The sequence below is a fragment of the Pseudoalteromonas sp. KJ63-1 genome (genome assembly GCF_055808145.1).
On the sequence record NZ_CM147855.1, the window covers coordinates 1,308,676 to 1,324,967 of the forward strand.

Consider the following 16,292-nt stretch of genomic DNA (forward strand, 5'->3'; position numbering starts at 1 on the left):
CAAACAATACACCTTCAAATCTAAAGCCTGTCTTGGTTAACCCCGTCACCAAATTAGCGAATTTATTATGACCATTATTAATAACACTCAATACCGTAAGCCATTACTAGGCTCAAATGTAGATTACTATGATACTCAAGCAGCAGTTGATGCCATTAAACCAGGCGCATACGCTACTCTCCCTTATAGCTCGCGTGTATTTGCCGAAAACTTAGTGCGCCGCTGTGAGCCTGATATGTTAACCGATGCGCTTAGCCAAATTATTGAGCGCAAGCAAGACCTAGATTTTCCGTGGTATCCGGCACGCGTTGTATGTCACGATATTTTAGGGCAAACCGCTCTAGTTGATTTAGCAGGCCTGCGCGACGCTATTGCTGCGAAAGGCGGCGATCCTGCAAAAGTAAACCCGGTTGTGCCAACACAATTAATTGTCGATCACTCGTTAGCGGTAGAGCATGCAGGCTTTGACCCTGAAGCATTTGAGAAAAACCGCGCCATTGAAGACCGACGCAACGATGACCGTTTTCACTTTATAAACTGGACAAAAACTGCGTTTAAAAATATTGATGTGATCCCGCCGGGCAATGGCATCATGCATCAAATTAACCTTGAAAAAATGTCGCCGGTCATTCAAAACCGCGACGGTATAGCCTTTCCAGATACCTTAGTTGGTACCGACAGCCATACACCACATGTTGATGCGTTAGGTGTTATTGCTGTGGGCGTAGGCGGTCTTGAGGCAGAAAGCGTAATGCTAGGACGCGCATCGTACATTCGTTTACCCGATATTGTGGGTGTAGAACTTACTGGTAAACGCCAACCAGGCATTACTGCAACCGATATTGTATTGGCTATTACCGAATTTTTACGCGAGCAACGTGTGGTATCGACTTACCTAGAATTTTACGGTGAAGGGGCAGATGCACTAACTCTTGGCGATAGAGCGACTATTTCGAACATGACCCCAGAATTTGGCGCAACCGCGGCTATGTTCTACATTGACGATAAAACCATTGATTACTTACGTTTGACAGGTCGCGATGAAGAGCAAATTGCACTAGTAGAAAACTACGCTAAAACAGCAGGGTTATGGAGCGATAGCTTAAAAACAGCGCATTACGATCGTGTACTTAAGTTTGACCTATCAAGTGTAGGGCGCAACATTGCAGGACCTTCAAATCCGCACCGTCGTGTATCTACTAGCGATTTAGCTAAAGAAGGTATTTCGGGCGTTGTTGAAAACGAAGAAGGCTTAATGCCAGATGGCGCGTGTATTATTGCCGCTATTACTAGTTGTACTAATACCAGTAACCCACGCAATGTGATTGCGGCAGGTTTATTGGCGCGTAACGCCAATGCAAAAGGTTTAATGCGTAAACCTTGGGTTAAAACCTCATTGGCACCGGGCTCTAAAGCAGTGCAATCTTACCTTGAGGACGCAAATTTATTACCAGAGCTTGAGCAACTTGGTTTTGGTATTGTTGGTTTTGCCTGTACCACCTGTAACGGTATGAGTGGTGCACTGGACCCTAAAATTCAACAAGAAGTCATTGATCGCGATTTATACGCAACAGCGGTGCTTTCGGGTAACCGTAACTTTGATGGTCGTATTCATCCGTATGCTAAGCAAGCGTTTTTAGCGTCTCCACCGCTTGTGGTTGCGTATGCAATTGCCGGTACCATCCGCTTTGATATAGAAAAAGATATCCTTGGTAAAGATCAGCAAGGTAACGATGTAACCTTAAAAGATTTATGGCCATCTGATGAAGAAATAGATGCGGTCATCAAGCAAAGCGTTAAGCCTGAGCAGTTTAGAAAAGTATACGAGCCTATGTTTAACTTAACCGTTGATTACGGAGAAGATAACGACCCACTATACGATTGGCGCCCAGAAAGTACTTACATTCGCCGTCCTCCTTATTGGGAAGGGGCATTAGCAGGCGAGCGCAGTATGAGTGGTATGCGTGCATTAGCGGTACTTGGCGATAACATTACAACCGATCATTTATCACCCTCTAATGCGATTATGGCAAGCAGTGCTGCAGGTGAATACTTGACTAAAATGAATGTGCCAGAAGAAGATTTTAACTCGTACGCAACGCACCGAGGCGATCACTTAACCGCGCAGCGCGCCACGTTTGCAAACCCTAAACTATTGAATGAAATGGTATTGGATGAAAACGGTGAAGTGAAGCAAGGTTCGTACGCGCGCATAGAGCCAGAAGGTGAAAACACGCGTATGTGGGAAGCCATCGAAACCTACATGCAACGTAAGCAACCGCTTATAATTGTTGCCGGTGCTGACTATGGTCAAGGTTCGTCGCGCGATTGGGCAGCAAAAGGCGTAAGGCTTGCTGGTGTTCAGGTTATTGCAGCTGAAGGGTTTGAGCGTATTCACCGTACTAACCTTATTGGTATGGGTGTGCTACCACTGGAATTTGCTGCAGGTACAACCCGCAAAACACTTAGCCTAGATGGCAGCGAAAGCTATGATGTTAAAGGCGAACCAGCACCAGGGGCAACTTTAGAATTAGTAATTACCCGTAAAAATGGTGAAGTAGTCACTGTGCCAATGAAATGCCGATTAGATACGCAAGAAGAGCTTTCTATTTATGCCGCGGGCGGTGTATTACAACGCTTTGCGCAAGACTTTTTAGAAGCAACACAAGCATCATAAGGACATAAAAAAGATGTTTAAACCACAAATTAAAGTGCCAGCGACCTATATGCGTGGCGGCACCAGTAAAGGCGTGTTTTTTAATTTAACTGATTTACCCGAGCCTGCCCAAGTGGCAGGTGAGGCGCGCGATAACTTGTTATTGCGCGTTATTGGTAGTCCCGATCCTTATGGTAAACAAACTGATGGTATGGGTGGCGCAACATCAAGCACCAGTAAAACCGTTATTTTAAGTAAAAGTGAACAGCCCGATCACGATGTTGATTACTTATTTGGTCAAGTCGCGATTGATAAAGCGTTTGTAGATTGGAGCGGTAACTGTGGCAATTTAACCTCTGCTGTAGGCGCGTTTGCCATCAGCAATGGTTTAGTTGATAAAAGCAGGGTGCCTGATAATGGCATTGCTATTGTGCGTGTATGGCAGGCTAACATTAAAAAAAGTATTTTAGTGCATGTACCCATGACGAATGGTGAAGTACAAGAAACCGGTGACTTTGAGTTAGATGGTGTTACCTTTCCTGCTGCTGAAGTAAAGCTGGAATTTATTGACCCTGCTGATGGTGATGGTGCGTTATTCCCAACAGGCAATGTGGTGGACGATTTAGAAGTGCCAGGCGTAGGCATATTAAAAGCAACCATGATCAATGCTGGTATTCCGACTATTTTTGTAAATGCAGCGGATATTGGTTACACCGGTACAGAGTTGCAAGATGACATCAATAGCGATAATGCGGCGTTAACTATGCTTGAAAGCATTCGTGCCCATGGTGCAGTGAAAATGGGCTTAATTAATAATATTAATGAAGCACAAGCACGTCAACACACACCTAAAGTGGCATTTGTTGCTCCAGCAAAAGACTATACAGCCTCAAGTGGTAAGCACATAAATGCCAGCGACATAAGTATATTGGTTCGCGCGATGTCGATGGGCAAGTTACATCATGCAATGATGGGGACAGCAGCCGTTGCTATTGGCACAGCAGCCGCGATAAAAGGCACCTTAGTTAATGTAGCCGCTGGTGGTGGAGCTATTAATGAAGTTAACTTTGGCCACCCTTCGGGCACATTAAAAGTGGGTGCAGAGGCGATTTTGACAGATGGCCAATGGCAGGTTAGCAAAGCAAGTATGAGCCGCAGTGCCCGTGTGTTAATGGAAGGTATGGTAAGAGTGCCTTTTAATTAAGTCGGATGCCAATTTCAGTCATATAAAGCACAGAGCTGATAACTTAATGGTTATCAGCTTTTTTTAGTTTTATATTTCTAGGGTCTGTTGACCTTTGCGGATTAAAATTTGTTCAAACTAGGGGCGGTTTAATCGCGGCGCGAGGTTTGTAACCTAGTGGGCTCGATAACTGCTCCTGCGTTATTCTACTGGCTTACATCCATGTAAGAATAAGTAAAAACTGAGCAAAGCTTCCGCGTCCTGCTCACGCCCCTTACCTACATCCATGTAGGCAACAAAGAGTAAATCGCCCCTAGGCAGAACCCTTCGGGCAGCGCCTGTTTGGCATTGATGCTGCGTTATCGCCTATTTATGGGGAATAACCACACCACATAGGCTCTGCCTTGCCTAAATACCAAACAGCCTGCTGCAAATTCAACCTTGAAAGATCAACAGACCCTAAGAAGAAAGGATCATTTTTTCTGTTATAACAGTAAATATTCACATATATTAAAAGTGCTATACCAAATTTATAGCTATTTATTAGAAGTATGTGTTTACGGAGTTGTTAATGGATTTATCTAGGCTTAATGCAGAAAAATTAGTTAAAAATTTGCATGCGGGAGTGGTTGTACATGCTCCAGATAGCAGCATTGTTTATGCAAATCCTGCTGCATTAACTATTTTACGTATGACTCAAAAGCAAGCCTTAGGGTATGACGCTTTTGATAACCAATGGAACTTAATTGATGAACTTCGTAAACCTCTCAGTGTTGATAAATATCCAGTTAATTTAGTTATTAATAGTAAAAAACCGATCAGTAATATTGAACTAGGTATTTGTGATAGCTCATGCGAAGACATAACTTGGGTATTGTGCAACGCCTATCCAGAGTTTGATGAAAATAATAACCTCACAGAAGTAGTAACTACCTTTATTGATATTACTTACCAGAAACAAATGATCCCATTTAAAGAAATAGTTGAACTTGCCAATGATGTTATTTTGGTTACTGAGGCTGATACTATTACTGAAAATGGACCTAAAATTGTTTATGCAAACCAGTCATTTACTAAAGTAACTGGTTATCATTTAGGTGAAGTTAAAGGAAAAACGCCGCGTATTTTACAAGGTCCTAAAACTAAACAATCAACACGCGATAAAATAAGGCATGCACTAGAAAATAAACAGCAAATTTCAGAGCAAATACTTAATTACAAAAAGAATGGTGAGCCTTATTGGATTGATATGAATATTTTTCCACTTAAAAATAGCTTGGGCGAAGTGGCTTATTATGCGGCTATTGAGCGCGATATTACTAAAATGAAACAGTATCAAGCGCAGTTAAAAGATTTAACGATTAAAGATCCTCTTACAAATTTACTTAACCGTAGAGGTTTTATTGAATTGAGTAAACTTGCACTTGATACCTGTTTTAAAAATGAACAGCATTTAACGCTAACTATGATAGATATTGATCATTTTAAGCGTATAAACGACCAATTTGGCCATGAAGGTGGTGACTTGGTCTTACAAAGTATTGCTGCAACGTTCAAATTATTTTGTGACAATAATGACATTGTAGCGCGTTTGGGCGGTGAGGAGTTTTGCATTGTTTCACAGGATAAATGTGTTACTACTGTAGTTAAAACATTAGCAAAGCTTCAGGATTTTTTAAAAGATAATCCGGTAGAGTTACCCTGTGGTGAGTTTGTGAATTACACAGTGAGTAACGGGGTATCGAGCTTAACTTCTGAGTGTTGCACTTTGCAAGGCTTATTAAAAAATGCCGACAAAGCGCTCTATAGAGCAAAAAGCATAGGCCGTGACCAAACTGTGGTGTTTAATTAAAACTTATATGGTATGGACATAAAACAAGCAGGCTAAGGTAATTATACTCAGCTTGTTAAGGGTTACCCTAGGTTATAGCACTGTTGTTTTTTATGAGCGATAAAACGTTCAAAAGTATTGTTTTTACGCATAATGGCAATTTCAGCGTTGATGTCAGCTAATATAGATTGCCAATTAGATGTATCTTTACTTACTGAAAAATGCAGATTTTTGTACTCAATACTTGGTGATAATGCAACGAGGGCATTTAGCATCACTTTTTTATCTCTATTTGATAAAGGTGACTTGTAAACGCTGGCTTTAAGTACTTCTAAATCGGCAACAATAAGCTCAACGCGACCGTTTAAAAGCAAGTGAATGAGCTGATATTCACTGTTTGCAACAATGGTTTTTACTTTGCCTTGGCGAATCAGTTCATCGAGTTCGTCACTATTTTTATATGAGCGGACTACGCCCATAACCCGATTTTTTACAGAATTAATACTGCCATCGTAGTCAATGGTGTGATCTTTAAGTGCAACAAACGATAAGTCGCCACCTGGAATAGGTTCTGATAGCGCTAATAATTGATTGCGTGTTTTGGTTAAAATATTTTCAGATATGATGTCGTCGGCAATATAGTACTCAGGGAATAATATATCGGCTTTGCCTAGCTCTGCTTCACGAACTGCACGCGCCCAAGGGTAAAACTCAATATGAACACCATAACCACGCTTAACCAGCATGCTAACTGTAAGCTGGTAAAGCCAGCCTTTATTGCATAGGTTATCGTCTATATAAGGAGGCCAGTTAAGTGTAACTAAACGAAGTACGGTATTAGCATTTAGATTATAGCCATAACCACTTTTATATTTTTTACCTGGAAGAGTAATATTTTTATCGTCAACATTGTAGGTTACAGGCGCAGGATCTGCGTAAGTGAAGAAGGATAAAAGTAAGGCAACGACTAAAAATATTCTCATAAGGATAATGCATTTTTATATGTGCACTTAAGTTTAGTGGGTTATCTGGAATAAACAACTTAAATGTTCTCAGTATTCAAACAATATAAGTATAGCCTTAAAAAGCGATAGCTATTAATATACAAAAATAAGTAACTTAACTTAAATATGACACAATACCGATTTTTAAAAATGATCATTCTATCGTATTAAATGGCACCCTTACTGCGTAAAGTTATTTATATAGAATAACTATATGTTATAGCTTTCGTCTTGTTATTACGTTATTTTCAGGCGCCATAATAGAACACTAATTTAATGCAATTGGTATGATAATTATAGGTGTTTTTACTAGAGGGAACTTTTATGGCTAATAAGCCAATAAGTGAAGATAATCCGTTTGCTAATTTATCTGATGTGCAGTGTGAGCACATCCAAAATTGGTATCAAAAACATATTTCTTTAACTTTAACCAACTTGCTAAAAGGTAGTAAGTCTGGCCAAGTAATAGAAAGTAAATTAGAGCAGGCGTTAAACGAAGCATTAATAAACAGTAAACAAACCATAACCTATACAGGTGATGATAGTTCGCCTATAAAATTACAAAATGCCAGTGTATTGGCAGAGCTCAAAGATACACGTAATTTGTTTCATGGTGCGCAAGTAAAAATAAATAAATTAGAACAAAAAATAACAACAAGTGCTGACGAAATACAATTACTAGAGGCTCAAAAAAGCGAACTTCAACTAGAAGTACGCAGTTTAAAGCAACGATTAAACCATGTTTTATCCAGATTAGAGTCACAAGGCGTCTCGTTTCAAAAAAGCCATTATGTTGGTCGTATATTGGTGCATGCTTTACGGGCAAGCTTTGAAAATTGGCAACAAACGCCTTCTGGCGAGTCTTTCAAAAATCATGACTTTTACAAGCTGTTTCCTCGGGTTTTGTACTCAAGTTTACTAAAAGAGATAGAAAAACTGCTAGGTGGGCATGATTATAATGAAATAGAACGCTCGTTGAGTGATTTTGTATTTCAACAAAAGGGTTTTCCAGTTGAGAATTGGCCGGATGAAGACCCGATATACGAGACACGATTAATTAACCAAAAACAGTCAGAACTATTAATTAAGCTACAAAGCCAACATCAGCAGAGAAAGAACTTTACCGCCTATTTAGAAAAACGTCTTGCTAATACTGGGTTTACTCATAAGCACAGTGATTTACTGATGACTTTAGTTGAGTTTGCGACAAATGATGAGAATAGTAAGTTTTCTAGTTACTGCCATTAATTAGCAGTATTTGTTTGGCTATTCTGCAGTAAAGGTGTAATTAGAGGGGCTGTTGAAGCCCAAGTTGCTTTAGCCTAGCTGCAATATTGTCTTGCGTGAGTGCTTGCGTTACCCATTTATACAAGGTGCTTATATCTAGCGTGTGGTTTGGGCGAAGTAATAACTGATGATTATAGGTTTGTGCCACTCGCTCAGACACAAGTAGCAAACGCTTGCTTTTTGGATACTTGCTAAAGTATTGATTTAGGTAAGAACGAGTAACAATAGCGCTATCGCTGCGTTTTTTTAATACTAATTCAATACTTCTTTTATGGCTGCTTAATAAGGTCATTTTATATTCGTTTTCAAGAACTGAGGGGCTACTTTCGAAATTAGCTAACGGATAATGGTAGCCTAAAATACCCACCAAGGTTTTATCTGCTAAGTTATCAAACCAGGCTTGAGACTTGGCAAATTGCTTTAAAGCAATAAATACCTCAGTATCTATGGCTACAACAGGGGAGTTACTAATTACATTGTTTCCCTGTAGCCATCCCCAATCTGGGTTCTCAAAAAAATCGAATCGAATAGGCCATTTTGGTAATCTTTAAAGCGACGAATGGGTGTGGTTAGTACTAATTTAAAATGATAAGAAGGCTGTATTTTATTTAGCTCGCTTATTAATTCAACGGTAAGACCAGAAGCACGCCCATCAACAATTTCTATATAAGGAGGGAACTCATAGCCACCTACTTTTACCACAGTTTTTGCATGAGCTTCTTCAATTGTAAAACCAAGTAAGGCTAGTAAAATGAGCGTAACAAACTTCATAGTTAAATCCTTCCTTAGCGTGCTTTTGATATATTAATTTATAAGATAGTCTATTTGTTAACATAGTATGAATTATCAAGCAATAAATTCTAACTTTGCAGGGTGATTAAATGGATGTTACTTGATATTTATTAAGCAAGTGTAGATCGAGTGCCCTTTTTTGGAGTGTTCCCAAAAATTAACGTAGGTTGGATAAGCCGAAGGCGTCATCCGACGATGTTTAGCCGTTTATTATAAGGAGATTTTTGTGAGATATCGTCGAAATTATCAACCAGGAGGAACGTATTTTTTTACGGTTAATTTGCAGGATCGTAAAAAGTCATTATTGGTTGAGCATATTGATTTATTGCGAGGGTCTGTGCGCTGGGTAAAAATGCATAAACCATTTTATATTGATGCGTGGGTGGTGTTGCCCGATCATATGCATGCAGTATTAACTTTACCCAAAGGTGATAGCGATTATTCTGGCCGCTGGCGCGAAATAAAAAAACGTTTTTCTAAAGGCTTGCCTAAAAACGAACATTTATCACTCGCACGCGTTAATAAAAATGAACGAGGGATTTGGCAACGTCGCTTTTGGGAGCATACTATTGTTGATGAACGTGATTATTGGCACCACGTAAATTATGTGCATTTTAACCCGCTTAAACATGGTTTGGTTGAACGGGTTATTGATTGGCCTCATTCAAGCTTTCATAAAGCGGTCGCATCAGGAATGTACAGCCGCAATTGATGTGGGGAATAATTAATACCTTATATGTGGGTGTTTCCCATACGTCCCCAATAATTAACGTAGGTTGGATAAGCCAGAGGCGTCATCCGACGATGTTGGATAATTCGAAGGCGTCATCCGACGATGTTGGATATTAATCATTACCGGTGCAGGTTTTGCTTTATGTCGGGTGGTGTTTGATGTTTGAGTGTTAACCAATGTCGGGTGTTTACCCAATGTCGGGTGGCGTGGCTTCGCCACTTAACCGACCTACGGTGTTTTTGATTTGGTACGACTGAGTGGATTCGAGCTATCGATCCTTGGAGCGGGTGATTAAGAGAGGGTAGTGCTTTTTATTGAGGTGTTTTTGAATTGGTACGACTGAGTGGATTCGAGCTATCGACCTTGGAGCGGGTGATTAAGAGTAGGTAGTGCTTTTTCTTGAGATGTTTTTTGAATTGGTACGACTGAGTGGATTCGAGCTATCGACCTTGGAGCGGGTGATTAAGAGTAGGTAGTGCTTTTTCTTGAGGTGTTTTTTGAATTGGTACGACTGAGTGGATTCGAACCACCGACCCTTGGAGCGGGTGATTAAGAGTAGGTAGTGCTTTTTCTTGAGGTGTTTTTTGAATTGGTACGACTGAGTGGATTCGAACCACCGACCCCTACCATGTCAAGGTAGTGCTCTAACCAACTGAGCTACAGTCGTACAATTTTAAATACATTTTTACTAATTTTGGTACGACTGAGTGGATTCGAACCACTGACCTCTGGACCGGGTGATCATGAGTAGGTAGTGCTCTTTCCTTCAACGTACTTTAAATACATTATTTACTAATTTTGGTACGACTAAATGGATTCAAACCACTGACCTCTGGACCGGGTGATCAAGAGTAGGTAGTGCTCTTTCCTTCAACGCACTTTAAATATGCTAATTTTGGTACGACTGAGTGGATTCGAACCACCGACCCCTACCATGTCAAGGTAGTGCTCTAACCAACTGAGCTACAGTCGTATTGCATGTATTTAAGAGTTGTTAATTGCTTAACAACGGTCGCTAATATATAGCGTGATGGGGAGTGAATCAAGCATGTTTATGTTATTTGAGTTTATTTGCCGTTTTTTTATTCATATTGGACTGATTTCACACGTTTTATAAAACTTTTGCCACCATATAACATGCTCTTTTGCTGACGACTTTAGCTGAGTAAGTAAATTGTTAGCGCTTGGGTCAAGTAGGGCATTTATCTCTTCACTACTTACTGCTTGATTAAACCACAGCTTCAAATACATTGGCTGCAATGTTTCTAAATAGCCACTTAATTGCGCCTGATAAGGCTGAATTTGTTTTAAATAATATTTATTGAATATATTACTGACAATTTTAGCTTGCTGCTTGTTTTTACCCTTTGGGCATATATCTTCAAGCGTTAAGGTATTTACAAACTGGGTGGCTGCATGATTTAAGCTAATTTGTTCACGTGCGGCTTGAATAAGTTGTTGGTTAAATTTGTATCTGTTAAGCGGCTCAAGCGCTGACAAAATATCATCACTGTTTATTGCCATACTATTTTGGTTTTCTATTAGCTGTTTTATGGTAGTTAGCTTTTTAAGCCCCTCAACTGTGTCGCTAAACCCAGCCGGTTGAGTGTTGAGCTCTTGGCCGGTTAATTGCCAACTGCTGTTGAGCTCGGGTTCACTAAATAACATATTGTTGAAAAACTGAGTGAGCTGAGCTTGTTTTTGAGTTTTTGCCGCAGCAATTTTGTTGTAAATCTTGCTTTGTTTATCCAAGCTATTTAAACAGTTTTGCGCGCTTTGAATAAAATCTATTTGGTACTTCAATTGACTAGCAGCGGTGGCTGTTTTACCTAACTGATTATTATGCTCGCTTATTAAAACGTTCAGTTTACATTGGCTAATACCAGCAAGTTCAGTTATGCCAATTTTAATTGCTGGTTGTAAAGCTTTAACAGGCTCAATTAAAGTAAGTTGTTGTAGTGAATTTGTGTTTGGCTCGGGAACTTGCAAGGTACTACTCAAGCGAGACAAATACGTTTTATTTGCCTCACTGGGCTGCTCTGAGCAGCCAAAAAGAAATACACAGCACACTGCCTGTAACCAACTAAGTGGCAGTGTGTTATTTATAGATTGTTTAAGAGAGAATAAATGGTTCACGTTTAAATCGCCTATGCACTGTCAGCATTAGCAGTACAGCTGCTACTGATAAGCCAACGATGATACCTATCCAGAATCCATGCGGGCCCATTGCTGGCACTATTAAGTCTGTTCTTGCTAATACGTAGCCTAAACTAAAGCCGATTAACCAATAAGAGATAAAAGTGATATAAGAAATAGGCGCGGTATGCTTTAACCCTCTTAGTATACCATTTGCAGCCACTTGTAATGCATCAGGAAGTTGATAAATACAGGCTAAAATCATAATTGATGAAGCAAGTGCAAGTACTGCAGGGCTATCGCTATAAAGCTCGCTAATCACATCGCGACCTATAAAAGTAATAAAAGCAATAAATAGAGCGATAATTGCCGCTAAAATATAACTTGTAGACACGGCTACTTTTAATTGATCTAAATGATTTTGCCCAAATAAATTACCAATTCGTATGCTAATTGCAATTGAGAGACTAAGAGGCATCATAAATAATAGTGCCGTAACACTGGCTGCAATTTGATGGCCAGACACGGCCACCGCACCTAAGTGCGCAATAAATAAAGGTATACAGGCAAACAAGGTTACTTCAAAAAAAGTGGCTAGTGATATAGGAATACCTAGTTTGGTAATAATACCTATGGTTTTAAAGTTAGGTTTTTCAAAGCCAGTTAATAAGCCTTTAGCGTCTACTTTTTTGCTGAGCTGGCAATAAGTTACCTGCGCAATGGCCATAACAGTAAATACGAGTGCAGTAGCAATACCACAACCGGCTCCGCCAAACGCTGGTAGGCCAAATAAGCCATTGATAAAAATATAATTGAGTGGAATATTTACTGCAAGCCCCAGTAGGCTAATATAAAATGCGGGCTTGGTCATGCCCATGCCTTCGGTCATATTTCTGTAAACGGTAAAAATCAAAAATCCAAACACCCCCCATTTAACAAAATGGATGTAGTCAAAAGCAAGTCCAGCAATTGCAGGGGTGGTATCTAGCTGTAAAATAACAGTATTGGCAAGCTGCGCCGCACTAAAACCAGCAATACTTAAAAGGAGCGTTAAATAAAGGGCTTGCTGAAAATAATGGCTGATGCCGTTACGATCTTTAGCACCAGCGAATTGTGCAATAACGCCCGTTAATGCTAATAAAATCCCTTGTATTGCTAATAAAATTGGGTTCCATATCCCCGTTGCAATTGACAGTGCAGCTAAATCGGTAGGGCTCACTTGTCCGGCCATAATGGTGTCAACCACCGACATTAATACTAAAGTTACTTGTGCTAAAAAAACCGGAACGGCAAGAGAAAGTAAACGTTTGGCTTCCCAACTACAAAAAGTCATAAAAAACAGCTATTCAGAAAAACATAGTCGCATTGTAATCTATTGTGATCTGCCAAGCTATGCTGGTGGTCGGTGTTTGTATTTAATTCATCTTGGTGGTGAAAATAACCATGAATAAGTGCTATTAAGTGAATGATTTTGTCTTTTGATACGTTAAACTAGCACTTTGTAAGAAATAGAAGCGATTTTTATGTTTACCGGAATTATTCAAACTCAAGCAACGGTAGTTTCTAAAATCCATTCACAGGGCGTGTTACGCTTGGTAGTTTCTGTCAATGAGCAGTACGTGAAGCATTTAGACCTAGGCGCCAGCATCGCTATAAACGGCTGCTGTTTGACTGTGGTAAAAGTAGAACTAAGTAACCATGATGTGGTTGCTCAAGTGCATTTTGATGTGATTGACGAAACCTTGCAGCTTACTAATCTTGGGCAACTGGAATTGGGTAGCTTAGTTAATTATGAGCGTTCAGTGTCATTTGGTACTGAATTGGGTGGACATATTGTATCTGGACATATTCATTGCACTGCAAAAATAGCGCAAATAGTTAAGTTAGAAAACAACTACAAAATACAGCTCAGCCTGCCAAAAAAATGGCAAAAATATGTGCTATACAAAGGGTTTGTATCTGTTAATGGCGCAAGTTTAACGGTGGGTAATATTGATGAGTTTGGCTTTTGGTTGCATTTAATACCAGAAACACTCGATATAACTAATTTAGGTGAAGCCGTTGTGGGTGATGAGTTCAATATTGAAGTCGACCAGCAAACCTACACAATCATAAACACCGTTGAAAACTACATGCGCCAACATAGCTAAAATATTTGTTCGTCATCGCTGTCCACATGTAATTCTAACTTGTTACGTGCATAGTCTATATGCATGTTCAAGTGTATAAGGTTACAACAGGCACTACATTCTTCATAGTAGTCTTGATCGCCCATACTGGCATCGAGATCTAAATGAATATGATGTCCACAATGTGGACAGGCGATACGTTGTGATAAAAAGTCTTTCATAATAACACCTCATAAAAACTAAGTTTTTTTACGTGGGTAGCACACAACGGGCTTACACTAAATATAGTGCTTATATCTTGTTTACTGCATTTATTTTAGTTTACGAGTTTAGTCTAGTAAGTTTATTAGTTTATCAACGTGCTCTTTAGCCTGATTTAGATAATGACCCGCAAAAATGTTAGCGTTGTTTAAAACAGGGTAAAGCTGGTAAACAAGCTTACGTTGCTCATAACCCTGTGCTAAAGGGTAGTGGTGCTTGTAGGTATCATAAAAATCTTCTGGAAGGGGAGCATAGAGCTCGCTCATAGCAATATCGACTTCCCGATCACCGTAATAGCAGGCAGGGTCAAACAAGGTCGGAATGTTATTTACAAAGCCCAGGTTACCACGCCAAAAATCGCCATGTAATAATGAGGGTAAAACATGATGATTATGCAGTGTCTCTTTTACTAAATTTATTAGTTGTTCGGGGTCTGAAAGTACAATGTCTTTTTCAGCTAATAATTGTAATTGCCAACCAATACGTTCTTCTGCAAAAAATACATCCCATTTTTTATGCCACTGATTAGGCTGAAGCGTTGAGCTTAAATAATTGTCGGTATCAAAACCAAACATCGCTTGCTGGTGTTTTTGATGTAACATGGCAAGATGCTCCCCCATAGTTGACCAATGAGTGTGGGGAAGCTCGTCAAATGTAAGCCACTCTAATACAATGAAGGCGTATTCTATATTGGCCCCAGTTGTAATGCAGTCGGGAACCATAAATACACTGTTTTGAGTAAGCTGTTTTAAGCCTTGAGCTTGAGCCTCAAAGCGCTCTAGCTCATGTTTTTGCCCAATTTTAACTAAGTAATTGTGCTTGCCATCGCTTAAATGAAATAACTTATCGGTGGATGTGTTTTGCAATTGACGTTTATGGGTGTGTTTAAAATCATAATGGATAGCCTGGCTGATCTCTTGATTGATTGTTTTCCACATAACAATAGTCACCTTTTAAACCTATAAATAAACTATGGCAAAAAGGGATTAAATAAACAAATTAATCGGTGTAAAATTAAGGCTATCAATTTCTGATACAAATCACTGAAATGGAATAAAAATGAATAAAAGTTTTATCACTAACTTATTAGCAGCGTGTTGTGTTGTTATTGGTTTTGTATTTGAACAAACCATTGTACTTTCGGTGGGCTTATTTGCACTCTCCGGTGCAGTTACAAACTTACTCGCTATTCATATGCTGTTTGAAAAAGTGCCGTTTTTATATGGTTCGGGTGTAATTGCACTTAAGTTTGAAAGTTTTAAAGTGGCTATAAGAAACTTAATACTTACGGAGTTCTTTTCTGAGCATAAAATAGACAAGCTTCTAAGTAAGGCTCAACCAACGATAGACTTTGAGTCAGTTATTTATAAGGTGGATTTAAATCCTGCATTCGATAATTTGTTAGTGGTTATTGAACAATCACAATTTGGTAGCATGCTTGCAATGTTTGGCGGCACTGAAGCCGTTGAGCCGATGCGAGAAAAGTTTATTGAAAAAATGCAGTCATCACTAGTGCAAATTAGCGATACCGACGATTTTAAAACATTATTAACCGACATGTTAACCCAAGGTAATAACGCGGAAAGTTTGCATAATACGGTGCTTAAGTTAGTGGATGAACGCTTAGATGAACTCACCCCTAAAATGGTAAAAGAAATAATTCAAACCATGATACGCGAACACTTAGGCTGGCTCGTTGTGTGGGGTGGGGTATTTGGTGGCTTATTTGGTTTGTTGGCAGCGCTTATTTGATAATAAATACACGTTAAGCAGGTACTTAGCCCCTGCTTAACGTGTTTGAATCGAGTAAATTAAACGCATTTAAAACCTGTAATATTATTTAGACCCCGCCATAATAACCACAAGCGGTTTGTTTGCCCTTGCTAAGTCTTTTATTGACGTACTAGTAGACGCTTCAATATTTAAAAAGCGTGCTGATTTATTTAAATCATACAGCGCTACAAAATCATCCATTGATAAATCATTACAGAGTAATTTTTTGCCAATTACATGTTTACTAATTCGCAGATCTTTCATGGCTCTGTGAAGTGTCAGTCTTTTGTTAGATGCAACGGCCATGCAAGCTTGCGTACCGGGTGATGAATCAGCGGCAACAAAGGTGGTTGCCATTACCGGTGTCGTTAATGTTGCTGCGCCCAATAATACCGTTGAATACAGGGATGCTTTAAAAGAAATCATAGTATTTGCCTCTTTGTTTATGTGCAACTTAAGTATTGCCTAATGTAGCAGGAATGTTGTTAACTGAATGGGGTAAGCTGT

The 16,292-nt window shown here is 39.5% G+C and carries 16 protein-coding genes and 2 tRNA genes; 7 read left to right on the forward strand and 11 right to left on the reverse strand.

All coding sequences use genetic code 11. The features are described from left to right. Positions 1-67 precede the first annotated feature (67 nt). The 3 genes from acnD to AC0L7Q_RS06140 all read left to right on the forward strand — a co-directional run bounded on the left by acnD (position 68) and on the right by AC0L7Q_RS06140 (position 5,691). Positions 68-2,677 carry a Fe/S-dependent 2-methylisocitrate dehydratase AcnD gene (gene acnD / locus AC0L7Q_RS06130; RefSeq protein WP_413401770.1) on the forward strand — a complete coding sequence of 870 codons (2,610 nt, stop codon included), beginning with the start codon at positions 68-70 and terminating at the stop codon, positions 2,675-2,677. A 13-nt stretch (positions 2,678-2,690) separates the two neighbouring features. Next, on the forward strand, positions 2,691-3,860 hold the full coding sequence (gene prpF / locus AC0L7Q_RS06135) for a 2-methylaconitate cis-trans isomerase PrpF (protein ID WP_413401773.1): 1,170 nt from the start codon (positions 2,691-2,693) through the stop codon (positions 3,858-3,860). Between the two features lie 550 nt (positions 3,861-4,410). Further along, a complete protein-coding gene (locus tag AC0L7Q_RS06140; RefSeq protein WP_409425226.1) occupies positions 4,411-5,691 on the forward strand; it encodes a sensor domain-containing diguanylate cyclase in 1,281 nt (426 codons plus the stop codon). A gap of 62 nt (positions 5,692-5,753) precedes the next feature. On the opposite strand, the gene AC0L7Q_RS06145 is transcribed toward AC0L7Q_RS06140, so the two are convergent. Continuing rightward, positions 5,754-6,653 (reverse strand): substrate-binding periplasmic protein, encoded by a 900-nt coding sequence (locus AC0L7Q_RS06145; protein ID WP_409425227.1) that lies wholly within the window; start codon positions 6,651-6,653, stop codon positions 5,754-5,756. Positions 6,654-6,998: 345 nt separating this feature from the next. On the opposite strand from AC0L7Q_RS06145, the gene AC0L7Q_RS06150 reads away from it, so the two are divergent. Then, on the forward strand, positions 6,999-7,922 hold the full coding sequence (locus AC0L7Q_RS06150) for a hypothetical protein (RefSeq protein ID WP_409425228.1): 924 nt from the start codon (positions 6,999-7,001) through the stop codon (positions 7,920-7,922). A 40-nt stretch (positions 7,923-7,962) separates the two neighbouring features. On the opposite strand, the gene AC0L7Q_RS06155 is transcribed toward AC0L7Q_RS06150, so the two are convergent. Both AC0L7Q_RS06155 and AC0L7Q_RS06160 read right to left on the reverse strand, forming a co-directional pair. After that, positions 7,963-8,253 carry a hypothetical protein gene (locus tag AC0L7Q_RS06155; RefSeq protein WP_409425229.1) on the reverse strand — a complete coding sequence of 97 codons (291 nt, stop codon included), beginning with the start codon at positions 8,251-8,253 and terminating at the stop codon, positions 7,963-7,965. Between the two features lie 179 nt (positions 8,254-8,432). After that, positions 8,433-8,732 carry a hypothetical protein gene (locus AC0L7Q_RS06160; RefSeq protein WP_409425230.1) on the reverse strand — a complete coding sequence of 100 codons (300 nt, stop codon included), beginning with the start codon at positions 8,730-8,732 and terminating at the stop codon, positions 8,433-8,435. Positions 8,733-8,979: 247 nt separating this feature from the next. Here AC0L7Q_RS06160 and AC0L7Q_RS06165 point away from each other — a divergent pair, with 247 nt between their 5' ends. Then, positions 8,980-9,465 (forward strand): REP-associated tyrosine transposase, encoded by a 486-nt coding sequence (locus AC0L7Q_RS06165; protein ID WP_409425231.1) that lies wholly within the window; start codon positions 8,980-8,982, stop codon positions 9,463-9,465. A 54-nt stretch (positions 9,466-9,519) separates the two neighbouring features. Here AC0L7Q_RS06165 and AC0L7Q_RS06170 read toward each other — a convergent pair whose 3' ends face one another. From AC0L7Q_RS06170 to AC0L7Q_RS06190, 5 genes are all read right to left on the reverse strand, one after another. Beyond that, entirely contained in the window at positions 9,520-9,705 is a 186-nt protein-coding gene (locus AC0L7Q_RS06170; protein WP_409425232.1) for a hypothetical protein, read from the reverse strand. Between the two features lie 371 nt (positions 9,706-10,076). Beyond that, a tRNA-Val gene (locus AC0L7Q_RS06175) sits at positions 10,077-10,153 on the reverse strand. Positions 10,154-10,382: 229 nt separating this feature from the next. Continuing rightward, positions 10,383-10,459 (reverse strand) — tRNA-Val (locus tag AC0L7Q_RS06180). Positions 10,460-10,572: 113 nt separating this feature from the next. Next, positions 10,573-11,622 (reverse strand): DUF3080 family protein, encoded by a 1,050-nt coding sequence (locus AC0L7Q_RS06185; protein WP_409425233.1) that lies wholly within the window; start codon positions 11,620-11,622, stop codon positions 10,573-10,575. Beyond that, complete coding sequence (locus AC0L7Q_RS06190; protein ID WP_138604919.1) at positions 11,600-12,955, reverse strand: MATE family efflux transporter; 1,356 nt, start codon at positions 12,953-12,955, stop codon at positions 11,600-11,602. The genes AC0L7Q_RS06185 and AC0L7Q_RS06190 overlap by 23 nt, the downstream gene beginning before the upstream one ends. Before the next feature lie 190 nt (positions 12,956-13,145). Between AC0L7Q_RS06190 and AC0L7Q_RS06195 the strand changes: the two genes are divergently transcribed. Further along, positions 13,146-13,772 carry a riboflavin synthase subunit alpha gene (locus AC0L7Q_RS06195; protein WP_413401779.1) on the forward strand — a complete coding sequence of 209 codons (627 nt, stop codon included), beginning with the start codon at positions 13,146-13,148 and terminating at the stop codon, positions 13,770-13,772. Here AC0L7Q_RS06195 and AC0L7Q_RS06200 read toward each other — a convergent pair. Together AC0L7Q_RS06200 and AC0L7Q_RS06205 are read right to left on the reverse strand one after the other, a co-directional pair. Then, positions 13,769-13,972 carry a CPXCG motif-containing cysteine-rich protein gene (locus AC0L7Q_RS06200; protein ID WP_008464077.1) on the reverse strand — a complete coding sequence of 68 codons (204 nt, stop codon included), beginning with the start codon at positions 13,970-13,972 and terminating at the stop codon, positions 13,769-13,771. The two genes, AC0L7Q_RS06195 and AC0L7Q_RS06200, sit on opposite strands and share 4 nt — an antisense overlap. A gap of 108 nt (positions 13,973-14,080) precedes the next feature. After that, a complete protein-coding gene (locus tag AC0L7Q_RS06205) occupies positions 14,081-14,950 on the reverse strand; it encodes a fructosamine kinase family protein (protein ID WP_409425237.1) in 870 nt (289 codons plus the stop codon). A gap of 121 nt (positions 14,951-15,071) precedes the next feature. On the opposite strand from AC0L7Q_RS06205, the gene AC0L7Q_RS06210 reads away from it, so the two are divergent. Beyond that, positions 15,072-15,764 (forward strand): DUF445 domain-containing protein, encoded by a 693-nt coding sequence (locus AC0L7Q_RS06210; RefSeq protein WP_409425238.1) that lies wholly within the window; start codon positions 15,072-15,074, stop codon positions 15,762-15,764. Between the two features lie 84 nt (positions 15,765-15,848). On the opposite strand, the gene AC0L7Q_RS06215 is transcribed toward AC0L7Q_RS06210, so the two are convergent. Further along, the gene (locus AC0L7Q_RS06215; RefSeq protein ID WP_409425239.1) at positions 15,849-16,211 is read right to left on the reverse strand and encodes a DUF3718 domain-containing protein; all 363 of its coding nucleotides are present in this window, start codon (positions 16,209-16,211) and stop codon (positions 15,849-15,851) included. Between the last annotated feature and the right edge of the window lie 81 nt (positions 16,212-16,292).

Bases quoted from the DNA above. Each gene is read 5' to 3' on its own strand.
- acnD (WP_413401770.1), top strand. From the start codon at position 68: ATGACCATTATTAATAACACTCAATACCGTAAGCCATTACTAGGCTCA.
- AC0L7Q_RS06205 (WP_409425237.1), bottom strand. From the start codon at position 14,950: ATGTGGAAAACAATCAATCAAGAGATCAGCCAGGCTATCCATTATGAT.
- AC0L7Q_RS06140 (WP_409425226.1), top strand. From the start codon at position 4,411: ATGGATTTATCTAGGCTTAATGCAGAAAAATTAGTTAAAAATTTGCAT.
- AC0L7Q_RS06210 (WP_409425238.1), top strand. From the start codon at position 15,072: ATGAATAAAAGTTTTATCACTAACTTATTAGCAGCGTGTTGTGTTGTT.
- AC0L7Q_RS06155 (WP_409425229.1), bottom strand. From the start codon at position 8,253: ATGACCTTATTAAGCAGCCATAAAAGAAGTATTGAATTAGTATTAAAA.
- AC0L7Q_RS06195 (WP_413401779.1), top strand. From the start codon at position 13,146: ATGTTTACCGGAATTATTCAAACTCAAGCAACGGTAGTTTCTAAAATC.
- AC0L7Q_RS06215 (WP_409425239.1), bottom strand. From the start codon at position 16,211: ATGATTTCTTTTAAAGCATCCCTGTATTCAACGGTATTATTGGGCGCA.
- AC0L7Q_RS06150 (WP_409425228.1), top strand. From the start codon at position 6,999: ATGGCTAATAAGCCAATAAGTGAAGATAATCCGTTTGCTAATTTATCT.
- AC0L7Q_RS06160 (WP_409425230.1), bottom strand. From the start codon at position 8,732: ATGAAGTTTGTTACGCTCATTTTACTAGCCTTACTTGGTTTTACAATT.
- prpF (WP_413401773.1), top strand. From the start codon at position 2,691: ATGTTTAAACCACAAATTAAAGTGCCAGCGACCTATATGCGTGGCGGC.
- AC0L7Q_RS06190 (WP_138604919.1), bottom strand. From the start codon at position 12,955: ATGACTTTTTGTAGTTGGGAAGCCAAACGTTTACTTTCTCTTGCCGTT.
- AC0L7Q_RS06200 (WP_008464077.1), bottom strand. From the start codon at position 13,972: ATGAAAGACTTTTTATCACAACGTATCGCCTGTCCACATTGTGGACAT.
- AC0L7Q_RS06145 (WP_409425227.1), bottom strand. From the start codon at position 6,653: ATGAGAATATTTTTAGTCGTTGCCTTACTTTTATCCTTCTTCACTTAC.